This window comes from Amycolatopsis sp. MEPSY49 (assembly GCF_051337345.1).
Taxonomy (GTDB): Bacteria; Actinomycetota; Actinomycetes; order Mycobacteriales; family Pseudonocardiaceae; genus Amycolatopsis.
Genome location: NZ_JBDLYJ010000003.1, coordinates 751,623 through 764,255 on the forward strand (window position 1 = coordinate 751,623; position 12,633 = coordinate 764,255).

At 72.8% G+C, this 12,633-nt stretch carries 11 protein-coding genes; 5 read left to right on the plus strand and 6 right to left on the minus strand.

The window, feature by feature from the left end; genetic code table 11:
- Positions 1–179: 179 nt before the first annotated feature.
- The 3 genes from ABFJ78_RS17865 to ABFJ78_RS17875 all read right to left on the minus strand — a co-directional run bounded on the left by ABFJ78_RS17865 (position 180) and on the right by ABFJ78_RS17875 (position 2,949).
- Positions 180–1,121: an adenosine deaminase family protein gene (locus ABFJ78_RS17865; protein WP_436387459.1), complete on the minus strand. Its 942-nt coding sequence runs from the start codon at positions 1,119–1,121 to the stop codon at positions 180–182.
- A 121-nt stretch (positions 1,122–1,242) separates the two neighbouring features.
- Positions 1,243–2,052 (minus strand): DNA-formamidopyrimidine glycosylase family protein, encoded by an 810-nt coding sequence (locus ABFJ78_RS17870; protein ID WP_436387460.1) that lies wholly within the window; start codon positions 2,050–2,052, stop codon positions 1,243–1,245.
- Between the two features lie 3 nt (positions 2,053–2,055).
- A complete protein-coding gene (locus tag ABFJ78_RS17875; RefSeq protein ID WP_436387461.1) occupies positions 2,056–2,949 on the minus strand; it encodes a ParA family protein in 894 nt (297 codons plus the stop codon).
- Between the two features lie 207 nt (positions 2,950–3,156).
- Between ABFJ78_RS17875 and ABFJ78_RS17880 the strand changes: the two genes are divergently transcribed.
- The 3 genes from ABFJ78_RS17880 (at position 3,157) to ABFJ78_RS17890 (ending at position 6,134) form a co-directional block, all read left to right on the plus strand.
- Entirely contained in the window at positions 3,157–3,882 is a 726-nt protein-coding gene (locus tag ABFJ78_RS17880; RefSeq protein WP_436387462.1) for a methyltransferase domain-containing protein, read from the plus strand.
- A gap of 107 nt (positions 3,883–3,989) precedes the next feature.
- Complete coding sequence (dinB, locus tag ABFJ78_RS17885; protein ID WP_436387798.1) at positions 3,990–5,204, plus strand: DNA polymerase IV; 1,215 nt, start codon at positions 3,990–3,992, stop codon at positions 5,202–5,204.
- Positions 5,205–5,729: 525 nt separating this feature from the next.
- Positions 5,730–6,134, plus strand: a complete 405-nt coding sequence (locus tag ABFJ78_RS17890; RefSeq protein ID WP_372666942.1) for a DUF3040 domain-containing protein — start codon at positions 5,730–5,732, stop codon at positions 6,132–6,134.
- 201 nt (positions 6,135–6,335) lie between these two features.
- On the opposite strand, the gene ABFJ78_RS17895 is transcribed toward ABFJ78_RS17890, so the two are convergent.
- The 3 genes from ABFJ78_RS17895 to ABFJ78_RS17905 all read right to left on the minus strand — a co-directional run bounded on the left by ABFJ78_RS17895 (position 6,336) and on the right by ABFJ78_RS17905 (position 11,271).
- Entirely contained in the window at positions 6,336–8,834 is a 2,499-nt protein-coding gene (locus ABFJ78_RS17895; protein ID WP_436387463.1) for a transglutaminaseTgpA domain-containing protein, read from the minus strand.
- A 64-nt stretch (positions 8,835–8,898) separates the two neighbouring features.
- The gene (locus ABFJ78_RS17900; RefSeq protein ID WP_436387464.1) at positions 8,899–10,173 is read right to left on the minus strand and encodes a DUF58 domain-containing protein; all 1,275 of its coding nucleotides are present in this window, start codon (positions 10,171–10,173) and stop codon (positions 8,899–8,901) included.
- A gap of 27 nt (positions 10,174–10,200) precedes the next feature.
- Positions 10,201–11,271, minus strand: coding sequence for an AAA family ATPase (locus ABFJ78_RS17905; RefSeq protein WP_436387465.1), 1,071 nt, complete (start codon positions 11,269–11,271; stop codon positions 10,201–10,203).
- Positions 11,272–11,577: 306 nt separating this feature from the next.
- Between ABFJ78_RS17905 and ABFJ78_RS17910 the strand changes: the two genes are divergently transcribed.
- Positions 11,578–11,928 (plus strand): hypothetical protein, encoded by a 351-nt coding sequence (locus ABFJ78_RS17910; protein ID WP_436387466.1) that lies wholly within the window; start codon positions 11,578–11,580, stop codon positions 11,926–11,928.
- A gap of 94 nt (positions 11,929–12,022) precedes the next feature.
- Entirely contained in the window at positions 12,023–12,625 is a 603-nt protein-coding gene (locus ABFJ78_RS17915) for a DUF3558 domain-containing protein (RefSeq protein ID WP_436387467.1), read from the plus strand.
- Positions 12,626–12,633 lie beyond the last annotated feature (8 nt).

A 12,633-nucleotide genomic window follows, 5' to 3' on the forward strand; every position in this document is an offset into this window, starting at 1 on the left:
GCACGGTGACTGCCTGGTATTCGCTATCAGGCATCACGTGAAGCAGGCGATGAGCCAGAAGGTGGCTCAGGTGTAGCGCTGCTCAAAGTCCTTCACGTGCCATCCGCTAGCGGACAGCCACCTCACGAGTCCTGTTGGAATACAACTTAGGACCACCTCCTTTCTCGTGTACTGCCACGCTAGGCGAAGATCCCGGTGTCCGGCAACGTCATTTCTGTGATCTCGGTCCGCAGGAGGGCTTTCCGCCGCTCGTCGAGGAAGGACGCGTCGACGGCGTTCTCCGCCAGCCGCACCAGTTCGGCCGCGGTCAGCCCCAGCGTCTCGGCGACGGCGACGTACTCGCCGGTGAGCGTGGCACCGAACATCGGCGGGTCGTCGGTGTTGAGCGTGACGACGACGCCGTGGTCGAGCATGCGCCGCACCGGGTGCGCGGCGACGCTCGGCACCTGCCCGGTGCGCACGTTCGACGTCGGGCACACTTCGAGCGGGATCCGGTGTGCCGCAAGGTGTTCCAGCAGGGCGGGGTCGGCGGCGCAGCTGGTGCCGTGGCCGATCCGCTCGGCGCCGAGGTCGTGCAGCGCGGACCAGATCGTGGCCGGGCCGGTGGTCTCGCCGGCGTGCGGGACGCTGTGCAGCCCGGCTTCCCTGGCCCGCGTGAAGAACGGCTCGAACAGCACGCGCCCGACGCCGGGTTCCGGGCCGCCCAAGCCGAAGGACACCAGGCCTTCGGGACGTTCGCGCAGCGCGAACACGAGCGTCTCCCGCCCGGCCTTGACACCCTTCTCGCCGGGGATGTCGAAGCACCAGGCCAGTTCCACGCCCAGTTCGGCGGCGCGGGCGCGGCCGGTTTCCAGGCCGGCCACCAGCGTGTGGACGTCGTGGCGGTCGCGCACGAGCGAGGTGACCGCGAGGTACACGGTGGGGAAGTGGGCGAAGTCGCGGAAGGTGAAGAACTCCGCGAGCTCGCGCTCGTCGGTGGGAACGCCGGCGGCGGGGCGCCGCCGGGCCAGGTCCAGCACGGTCGGCAGGCTCGCCGAGCCGACGAGGTGGACGTGCAGTTCGACCTTGGGCAGGGCGTGCGCGAAGGCGCGCAGGGCCTGCCCGGCCGGGATTCCGGGCATGACTGAGCTCCCTGGGGTTTCGGAAGGGGTGACGGGAAGCGCGCGCGGCTCAGGGAGCGAGGTCGCCGCGTTCGGTGTCGGCCCCGTAGAGCGGGAGCTTGAACGTCGTCACCGGCTCAGCTCACTGCGGCGGATAAGGCCCGTGCTGGTCCCTCGGGCAGAACCACGTCGGCCGCCGCTGGACGTCGTGGCCCTGCGTGCGCACCAGGAGCTTGCCGCCGCAGCGGAAGCAGCCCTGGCGGGTCCGCTCGTACACCCAGTTCTTGCGGTTGCGGTCGAGGTGACCGGTGGTGCTCTGGTCGAAGCGGCCGGAGCGGGCGTTGGCCAGCAGCAGCTTCCGGGCGAGCGCGACCGTGCGTTCGGCGTCCACTTCGGACACCGGCGTCCACGGCGTGACGCCGAGCAGGAAAGCGATTTCGCACTTGTAGAGGTTGCCGACGCCGGCCAGCACCCGCTGGTCGAGCAGGGCGAGGCCCAGCTCGCGCCCGGGCTCGGCGGTCAGGTTCGCGATCGCGCGGTCCGCGTGCGTTTCGGTCCACTGTGGATCGAGGAGGTCCGGGCCGAGGTGGGCGACGAGGTCGGCTTCCTTCGGCGTGGCCACGAGTTTGAGGTCGTGCACGCGGAAGCCGATCACCTGGGTGTCCGCCGCGGTGAAGATCACGCGGGCGTGGTGGCCGGGCCGGCGCCACTTCGCGCCGGCCGGGTAGACGTCCCACATGCCGTCCATCATCAGGTGCGAGTGCAGCGTCAGGTCGCCGGAGAAGCGCGTGAACAGGTGCTTGCCGACCGTCCCGACGCCGAGCACCTCGCGGCCGGCGAGGTCCACAGTGGCCAGTTGCGGCACGCGAAACTCGCCGCGCAGCAACGTCTTTCCCGCCAGCGCCCGGTCGAAGCGCTTTCCGACGAGGTAGACGGTGTCACCTTCGGGCACGGCTCACCCCGCGGATTCGGACACCTCGGCGGGGGCCTCCGGGGTCTCCGGCGCCGGGCCTTCGGGCCAGTCGGGGCCTTCGGGCTCCTCGCCGGCGATGCGGTGGCGGCCCGCCCGGTTGGAGCGCAGGATCTTCGCCAGCACCATGTTGAACGTCAGCGCGATCTCCTGGGCGCCGGGCGAGTGCCACTCGTGGATCGGGCTGCACGCCCCCTGGGCCTGCTGCACGGCCAGGCGGTCGGTGATCGCCGTCGGCATCACCAGGGAGCCGAAGTTCTCGCGCAGCTCGGCGATCCGGAACTGGTGCTCGTAGGACCGCACGCGCAGCTTGTTGACCAGGACGCCGATCGGGCGCAGGTCCGGGTTGAGCTCCTTGCGGATCTTCTCGATCGCTTCGAGGGCCCGGTGCGCGCCGGCGACGGCGTACATCGTCGGCTCGGTGACGATCAGCGCGCTGTCCGCGCCGACCAGCGCGGACTTCGTCAGGCGGCCCAGCGACGGCGGGCAGTCGAGGATCACCAGCTCGTACGGCGTTTCGCGCAGCGGTTCGCGGTGCAACTCGTCGAGCGCGCGGGAGAAGTTCGCGAGGCGCTCGGGGTCGGCGTCGGGGTCGTTGAGCATTTCCAGCTCTTCGGCGCCGACGAGGACGTCGACGTCCTCGCTCCAGACGCTCGGCGCGATCGCGCGTTCGAGCACCTCGCGGGTGGGGGTTTCCAGTACGTCGGCGAGGGTCGCGTCGGTGTACGGCGGGTCGAGGGAGGTCGTGGCGTTGCCCTGCGGGTCGAGGTCCACGACCAGCGTCCGGGTGCCCCTACGCAGGGCGGCGGACGCGATACCGAGAGCGACCGTCGTCTTGCCGACGCCTCCCTTGAGGCTGAGTACGGCGACCGTGTGCACGTTCACCAGCCTACGGGTGTGCGCGAGGGGCGCCGCCGGGCAAGGGCCGTTTCCCATCCGACCGGAAGCAGGCCGACCCTCCAGCGGCACGTGACGGTTGCTGCGAGAGTCATCGGCCGTAACTGTAGTCGGATGGGGAACTAACGACACAGCACTCGAAGGGAGGAGCCGGGGAGCCGGGCAGGGGCGGGCACTACCCTGTGCGGCATGAAGACGGAGACCGTGGCCGCCCGGGGTTCGGGCGCCGTCCGCCGGGTGCTCGAGGCCGAGATCGAGGCCGCCCGCGCCCGGGGCGCCGAGCACCCCCGCGTCGTCGACGTGGGCGGCGGCAGCGGCGGCTGGGCGGTGCCGTTCGCGGCGGCGGGCTGCCGGGTGACCGTCGTCGAGCCGAGCCCGAACGCCCTCGCGACGCTGCAGCGACGTGCCGAGGAGGAGGGCGTCTCCGAGCTGATCACGGTCGTCGCGGACGACTCCGACGCGCTGGGCCGGTACGTCGAGGCGGGCTCGGCCGACCTGGTGCTGGCCCACGGCCTGCTGGAGATCGTCGACGACCCGGCCGCGGTGCTCACCGCGCTGGCCACGGCGGTCGCCCCGGGCGGCGCGGTGTCGGTGCTGGTCGCGAACCGGCACGCGGCGGTCCTGCACCGCGCGCTGGCGGGCCGGGTGGCGGAGGCGCGCCAGCTGCTCGAGAGCGTCGACGGCGTCGTCGCGGGCGACACGGTCCTGCGCCGCTTCTCCGCGGCCGGCCTGCGTGCCGACCTGGAGGCGGCCGGCCTGGACGTCACGCTGCTGCAGGGCGACCGGGTGATCTCCGACCTGGTGCCCGGCGACGTCCGCGAGGACGAGCTGGCGGAGTTCGAACGGGCGGCGGCGGGGTCGCCGGCGCTGCGGGACATCGCGGGCCGCCTGCACGCGGTCGCGCGGCTCGCCTGACCCCTTTCCAGCGGGTTTCGGCCGTCGCGCTGCCGGGTGATCCGAAACTGTCGGTGGTGCCCGGTAGCGTCCTCGATGTGGGGCGAAATGCTGAGTTGCCGGGCGGGATGGCCCGGTTCCGGGTCCGGCCCGGGGAACCGCCGCCGGACGACACCGGCTGCGGGATGCTGCACGTCGACATGGACGCGTTCTTCGTGTCGGTCGAGCTGCGCACCCGGCCCGAGCTGGCGGACAAACCGGTCGTCGTGTCCGGCGGCGGGCCGCGCGCGGTCGTGGCGGCGGCCAACTACCCGGCGCGGAAGTTCGGCGTGCGCTCGGCAATGCCGTTCTCGACGGCGAAGCGGCTGTGCCCGCACCTGATCAACATCCCGCCGACCGGCGGGCTCTACAGCGAGGTCTCCCGCGGGGTGATGGGGATCTTCCGCGAGCTGACCCCGCTGGTCGAGCCGTTGAGCCTGGACGAGGCGTTCCTGGACGTCAGCGGGGCGCTGCGCCGCCTGGGCGCGACGCCGGCGTCGCTGGGCGCGGAGATCCGTTCCCGGGTGGCGGCCGAGCACGGGATCACGTGCTCGGTCGGGGTGGCGAAGGTCAAGTTCGTCGCGAAGCTGGCGTCGGGGATGGCGAAGCCGGACGGCATGGTCGTCGTGCCCGCAGCGGAGACGTTGGCGTTCCTGCACCCGCTGCCGGTGTCGGCGCTGTGGGGCGTGGGCGCGCGCACGGAGGAAAGCCTGCGCCGGCTGGGGCTGGACACGATCGCGGACGTGGCGGCGTTCCCGCCGGACCGGCTGAGGAAGTCGCTGGGAGCGGCGGTGGGCGAGCACTTGTACCGGCTCGCCCACGGCATCGACGAGCGCGCGGTGGTCGTGGATTCCCCGGAGAAGTCGATCGGCGCGGAGCACACGTTCGACGTCGACCGCCACGACCGGGGCGCGCTGGGGCTGGAGCTGCTGCGGCTGTCCGAGCGGGTAGGGGCGACGCTGCGGGCGCGCGGGGTCCGCGGGCGGACGGTCTCGATCAAGGTGCGGTTCGCGGACTTCCACACGATCACGCGGGCCCGGACGCTGGTGTCGGCCACGGACGTGGCGAGGGAGATCCACGCGGTGGCGGTGTCGTTGCTCACGGAACACGCGCCGACGGGGGCGGTCCGGTTGATCGGAGTGCGTGTGGAGGGGCTCGATACCGGGGAGGCGGGGGAGCAGCTGGTGTTCGATTCCCCGGCGCCCCGGTGGCGGGACGCGGAGGTGGCGGCGGACGTGGCACGGTCGAAGTTCGGGTCCGCCGCGGTGCGGCCGGCTTCGCTGCTCGGGCCGCGGGAGAGATAGCGCGGGCGAGAGCCGGAGGGCCGGGCCGGGCAGGTAGGGCCGAGCGGATTGGCCGGTTGCCCGCACTGCGCTGACTTCGCGCTTTGTGGCGGCGAGCCCGGACTTCGTGTGTTCGCGCCCCGTCGTGTCCCGGGAGGCGGCGAGCCTGAACTTCGCGTGTTCGCGCCCCGTCGTGTCCCGCGAGGCGGCGAGCCCGAACTCCGCGTATTCCCGCCCCTCGCGTCCCGCGACAACCGTCCCCACCGCCCCTCGCCACGCCGTGCACAGACTGTGATCTTCGGCCCCGGCAGCCGTCCCCCACATCGCCGTTCAACGCGTTAACCGGTCACAATCGGCGACGGTGACCGTCCGCAACCCCGATCCGGAAGGATTTAGCCCAATTCGATCCCTTCTGGATGCGGGATCGGGTAGTCGTCCGGGCGCGGGCCTCGTATCCTGGACAGTGCCACCCCGCCTGGGGTTGGCTGTTGGGTCCAGGACGTTGCGCGGCCCGGCGCCCGCGACAGCTGTGCCGGAGGAGGAAAGATGCCACTCTCCGAGCATGAGCAGCGGCTGCTCGATCAAATCGAGCGCGAGCTCTATGCCGAGGACCCCAAGTTCGCATCCACGGTGCGTGGCACCCGGTTGCGTCGCCCCGCTCGCCGACGGCGTATCCAGGGCATCGCCCTGTTCGTAGTGGGCGTGGCCCTGCTGGTGCTGGGCGTGGTGGTGCCGCAGTTCCGGGTGGCCGACATCCCGCTGATCAGCGTGCTCGGGTTCCTCGTGATGTTCTTCGGGGTCATGTTGGCCGTCACATCGATTCGGCACGGCGCCGACGGGGACGGCAAGGGCGGTGGATCGGGATCTCGCGGGGCCAAGCAGTCGGGCCGCCGGAGCTCGTTCACCCAGCGGATGGAAGAGCGCTTCCGCCAGCGCTTCGAGGAGCAGTAGCGCCGCAAGACCAAAGAGATCCGCGTCCCGGCCGGGACGCGGATCTTCTTGTGTGCTCAAGTGGCGAGTCACCCCCCGCGGTGACACCGGGTGACCCCCGGCCGGGTGACCCACTCGCAGCCGTGACGACATGAATGACTCATTCATGTCGCCAGGCGACATGAATGAGTCATTCACTACAAGCGGACGGCCGGGGCGGTGTCAGTCGCGGCCGCGGAACAGGGACTTCGGGAACAGCCGGCCCTTCCAGGACAGCGGTGCGTTCCGGTGCAGGCTTCGCCGCAGGTGGTCGAACGCCGACGGCAGCGTCGGGTCTCCCTGGCCGTCCTCGCCGTACCAGGACTTCTCGACCACGCCGATCACCGTGCGGAGACCGTCGCGGCCCTCGTCGTCCAGGTGGTGCTTCGCCGCCAGCTTCTGACCCGCCACGCGGACCGTGTCGCTCGGCGGGATCGGCAGCCCGCGGTCGGCGCACTCGGCCCGCAGCTCGGACCACGCCGCGTCCGCCGCGCCCGGGCGCTGCGAGACGATCTCCTGCAGCCGGCGGCGCCGTCCGACGTCGCGCGCCGCCGACGGGCCCAGCAGACCCGCCAGCAGCAGCACCACGATCAAGCTGAACCACCAGGCCACCAGCCAGGTCAGCACGCCCAGCACCGCCACCCACAACGCGGCCGCGATCAGCGGGAGCCAGTTCTTGAGGACCGCGCCGAACCCGGCCGCCGCGGGCTCGCGGTCCGGCCTTCGGCGACGCCCGCCGGCGACCACCAGGACCGTCGCCACCAGCGCGAGCGCGACCAGCACGCCCACGAGCACCCACACCGCGGCCGGCGTGCCCTCGTCGGTGTCCTGCGGGCCCTGCGCCTGCTGGTTCTGCTCGGTGTCGCGGGGCGCGCCGGTCGGCGCCGCGCTCGACTGGACCGTGCTCGGCGCCACCTGCGTGTCGTCGGGCTGGTTGCCGTCCTGGGTACCGGCCTGCAGGTACGACGGGGTGATGCCGCGGCCGTCGGACAGCGGCGTCGGGTCGAACGTCACCCAGCCCTTGTCGCCGAAGTACGCCTCGACCCACGCGTGCGCGTCCTGCGTGGTGATCGACAGGTAGTCGTTGACCTGCACGCCCGGCGTGAACCCGATCGCCACCCGCGACGGGATGCCCGCCACCCGCAGCATCACGGCCATCGCCGACGCGAACTGCTCGCAGAAGCCGCGTTTGCCGTTGAGGATGAAGTCGGCGAGCGCGTCGGAGTCGTTCGCCGGCGCGGTCTTCGTGTCGTAGACGAACCCGTTCTGCGCCGTGAAGTAGCGCCAGATCGCCGACGCGCGGTCGAAGTCGTTGGACTCGCTCGCGATCAGCTGCTGGGTCTTCGCGCGGACGCGGTCGTCGACGCGGTCGATCTGCGTGTAGCGCGGCGGCAGGTCCTCGACGCGCGGCGTCACGCGCAGCTCCTGGGCCGTGGGCTCCTTCAGCGACGCGTATTCGGTGTAGGCGGGCGGGACCTCGCTGCGGGTGGTGAAGACGGTGCCGCTGACCTGGTCGTAGAGGTAGCCGTTGGCCGCGCCGTCGATCACCCGCGGCGCGCCGTACACCGGCAGCCAGTTGTCGCGCCAGCTCGCCGGTTCGACGTCGATCTTGCGCGCGGCGCCGCTGCCGTCGTCGCCCGGCGCGGGCGGCAGCTGCGGTCCGACCGGGACGCCCTGCTGCGAACGGCCTTCGTCGTGCAGGCCCCAGCCCTTGTTGGGGTAGTAGGTGTCCAGCGTCATCGCGCGCAGCAGCCGCCGGTCGGTGCCGAGGCCGCGGACCTTGAACAGCTCGCGGTTGGCGCCCTGGTCGAGCATGCCGCGCAGCTCGGTGAACGGCTGGATGCCGAAGCCGCCGGAGCCCGCGCCGGGGCCGTCGCCGCCGTTGCCGAACGGGATCCGCCCGACCGTGCCGACCCACGTGATCGCGCCGCCGAACAGGCCGAGCACGATCGCCGCGGCCACGACGGCGACCGGCGCGGACAGCACGCCCGGTTTGCCGCTGCGCCCGGGCGCTTCCCGGGTCCGCCAGCGGCGGTGCCGGTGGTTGCCGTCGACCGCGAGCAGGCCGGCGAACGCGGCCCCGCCGAGCAGGAACGTCCACCACGGCAGCATTTCTTCGGAGAGAGCGGCCGGCACGGCGTAGACGCAGAGCAGCACGAGCCCGGTGGCGGCGGGCGCCGCGGCGGCGACGGTCAGCGTGTCGACCAGGACGGCGACCAGGCCGATCAGGATCGTCACGAGGCACAGGATCGGCTGGCTGCCCTCGACGGGCGGCAGCCCGACGCGGATCTGCTCGGCGGCGGCCGAAAGCGTGTTCCCGATTTCGCCGAACGCTTCCGGACCGGGGATGACCTGCAGGATCCCGTGCGTGGTGAACGCGCCGGTGATGAGGAAGAGCAGGACGACGAGCTGCCCGAGGCCGACGAGCACGGTCGGCACCTGCAGCGAGCGCAGCGCGAGCCCGGTGGCGGCGATCAGCAGCACGGCGACGAAGAGGTAGCCGAACCAGGCGAGCCCGGAGACGACGCTGGTCACGGAGGTCGCGGCGCAGAGGGTGGCGATCCCGGCGGCGGCGGGCGCGAGCAGGCTGCCGCGCCAGGCGGAGAGGGGATGCGGGGAAGCGGGCCGCCGGGGCGGGGTCGCGGCGGACCCGGACGGCCGGGGCGGGGCGGTGGTGCTCATCGCGAACCGCCCATCGGGGAGTAGTGATTGGCTGGAGTGCGCTGGGCGGCCGGCTTGACTGTGCTCATCGCGGACCGCCGATCAGCGTGCCGCGGCGGGCGCCGCTGCGGCACAACTCCGCCCACACCTGAGGCATCGGCGACCCCGGTCCCGCGATCACGACGCCCCAGCCGGCCGCGCGCAGCAGCGCCGCCGAGTCCTCGGTCGCCGCCGCGCGCTGCTCCGGGGCGCTCACCCCCGCCGACCACGTCGGCGTGTCCAACAACACCGCGAGGCTCCGGATCCCGCGCGGGCGGAACTGCGCCAGCTCGTGCACGGCCTCCGTGCTGACCGTGCCGAGCACGGCGATCAGCTCCTGGCCCTCGCCCGGGTCGCCGGCCAGCGTGATGTCCCGCTGGTGCGCCGGCTGCAGCGCCGCCAGCGCGTCGAGCACCACGTTGTCGTAGTGGTCGCCGCCCTCGCCCGGGGTGTCCGCGAGCGTCACGCCGTGTTCGGTGACCAGCCGGACGCGGTGCCCGGACCGGCGCAGGTGCACCGCCGCCGACGCCGCGAACGACACCGCCCACTCCAGGCTCGCCGCCGGGCCGCTGCCGTGGTGGGCGGCCGCGCGGTGGTCGAGCAGCACCGTCGTGCCGCCGCGCCACGGCCGTTCCTCGACGCGGACCATGATCTCGTCGCGGCGGGCCGTCGAGCGCCAGTGCACCTTGCGCAGGTCGTCGCCCTGGCGGTACTGGCGGACGATCACGTCGGCCTCGCCCTGCCCGGCGTGCAGCCGGACCGTGCCGTCGTCGCCGACGCCGATGCCCGCGCCGCTCGGCAGGCCCCACAGCGGGACCACCCGCGGCACGACGACCAGCCGCGAGTGCCCGATCAGCTCGCGCTCGAACTCGCACAGCCCGAACGGGTCGGTGATGGTCGCGCGCAGCGGCCCGACCTGCTGGATCCCGCGCAGCACCGGCTGCAGCGGGTAGCGCAGCGCGACCTTCCGGTCGTGCGGGAGGCGTTCGACGACGAACCGCGGCCGCGAGCCAAGCGCGTACGGCACGCCGTCTTCGAGCAGGATCTCGCCGGCCGGCAGCCGCCCGCTGCGCCACAGTTCGAGCTGCACTTCGCCGTTGCCGCCGACCGCGACCCGCTGGGGGTGCAGCGCGCGGGTGGCGCCGATGCGCAGCCGGGTCGCCGAGATGAACACGGCGACCAGCAGCGGCAGCGCCACCACGAAGACGGCGACCCGCAGCAGGTCGCGTTCGTTGAGCACGAACGAGCACACCGCGGCCGCCAGCCCCGCGGCCAGCAGGCAGCGGCCGCGGGTGGTCAGGCCGGACAGGGCACGCAGCACGTCGTTGTTCTCCCGTTCGCCGGCGGTCTACTGGGGCCGGGAGCCCTGCGGCACCGGCACCCGGTGCAGCACCGCCCGCACGACGTCGGTCGCCGACCGGCGCGCCGCGTGGGCCTCGGTGGTCAGCACCAGGCGGTGCGCGAGCACCGGCACCGCGACCGTGTGCAGGTCGTCCGGCACGACGTAGTCGCGCCCGGACAGCGCCGCCTGCGCCCGCGCCGCGCGGACGAAGTGCAGCGTCGCGCGCGGGGACGCGCCGAGCCGGATCTCCGGGACCTGGCGGGTGGCCGCGACGACGTCGACGGCGTAGCGGCGGACCTCCGGCGCGATGTGCACGCCGCGGACGGTCTCGATCAGCCGGTGCACGGTCGCGCCGTCGGAGACCGGCTGCAGGTCGTCCATCGGGTTGTGCCCGGCGTGCTCGTCGACCATGGCCAGCTCGGCCTGCTGGTCGGGGTAGCCGATGGAGACCCGCGCGGTGAACCGGTCGCGCTGGGCTTCGGGGAGGGCGTAGGTGCCTTCCATCTCGATCGGGTTCTGGGTGGCGATCACCATGAACGGCTCTTCGAGGTGGTAGGTCGAGGTGTCGACGGTGACCTGGTGCTCTTCCATGCACTCCAGCAGCGCCGACTGCGTCTTCGGCGAGGCGCGGTTGATCTCGTCGCCCACCACGATGTTCGCGAACACCGGGCCGGGCCGGAACTCGAACTCGCCGCTCTGCCGGTTGTAGATGGAGACGCCGGTGACGTCGCTGGGCAGCAGGTCCGGGGTGAACTGGATGCGGCTGACCGTGCAGTCGATCGACCGGGCGAGCGCCTTCGCCAGCGACGTCTTCCCGACGCCGGGCACGTCCTCGACCAGGAGGTGGCCTTCGGCGAGCAGCGTGACCAGCGCGATCCGGATGACGTCGGGCTTGCCGACCAGGACCCGCTCGACGTTGGCGGCGATCCGCCGCGCGGTTTCGTGCAGTTCGTCCAGCGACACTCTGGCGGGGCGGCCGGGGACCCGGCCGTTGCCCGTGGACTCCGCCGGATAAGGCGGCCGCCCGGATGCCTGCTCGCCCGATCCGGGCGCCGCAGACTGGATTCTCGACGTCACTCGACCTCCTGGTGGCGCATGGCCGCGCGCACTGTGCGCACCGCCGGGCCGAACGGCCCCCATCGCTGCTGTCCGCGCGCAGCGACCAGCCTTCCATCCAGTGTGTCAAACCCGGGCGAACCTGGGGGCGGAACCCCGCGAAGCCCCGGGGAGCACGCCCGGCACGACGGTTGATGACACTGCGCAAGCAGGGACGATACCCCGAACGGGTGTGTTGTCACCCGATTCTGGGCGCTCCCGCTGACGCCCTGTCCTGCCGTATGCTGCGGTTCGAGGTCGCCCGGCTACGGAGAGGCGTGATCGCTCATGAGCGAGGTCCGAACCCAGCCACCGTTCGACCTGCGCGGCTTCGCGGTCGCGCCCGAGCTGGCCACGGACGCCTACACGAAGCTCGGCCGGCTGCAGGACGTCGTCGGCGAGATGGTCCGCGAGGCCAAGGTGCTCGGCCGCACGGTGCCGCTCGGCGGCGGGTACGCGGGGGAGATCGGCAAGTTCATGGCCGAGTACGGCATCGGCGGGCGGGGCTCGGCGGTGCAGCAGCTGACGGCGTTCGGCAAGGAACTCGAGACGCTGAAGCACCGGATCGGCGAGGCACTCGCGAAGTACCAGCACGCCGACGAGCAGGCGGCGGACGGGGTGGACTGCACGGGTGGCTGACGGGGTTGACGCGGAACGGAACGCCGGACGGCTAGCGGCCCGGCGCGGCCGGTGGCCCGCGCCGGTGGCGTTGCGAGGTCGGGGGTCGGCGCCGATGGCGCGGCGAGGTCGGGAACCGGCGCTGACGGCGCGGCAAGCCCGGGGGCCGGCGCCGGTGGCGCGGCGAGGCCGGTGGCTCGCGCCTGTCTTCCTCTTCTTGCTCGCGGCGTGCGGGCAGCAGCCCGCGCAGCCGGCCACCGCCGGGCACACCTCGGCGCAGGCCACCGCCACCGCCGAGCCCCCGCCCGTGGCCTGGACCGGCCTCGCCGCGATCGACCCCTGCACGCTGCTCTCCCCGCAGGACCGGTCGACCGCCGGGATCGGCGTCATCGGCAAGCCGAAGGACATCGCCGGCGCCCGCGCGTGCGACTGGAGCGTGCCCGGCACGTTCGGCGTCACCGTGACCCTCAGCGACACCGACGGCCTGGCCGACCTCGAGGTCGCGAAGAAGACGGCCACGAAGACCAAGGTCGGCGCCCACCCGGCGCTGCAGGTGGCGGACAAGAAGGCCGCCGACGGCACCTGCGCCGTGCTGCTCGGGGTGGGCGACGCGGCCAGCGTCCAGATCGACGTCAGCAACACCGGCTTCTCGGACACCCCGCTCGCGTGCCGCCGCGCGGGCACGGTGGCCGGGCTCGTCGAACCGAAGCTGCCCTGAGGAAGGTG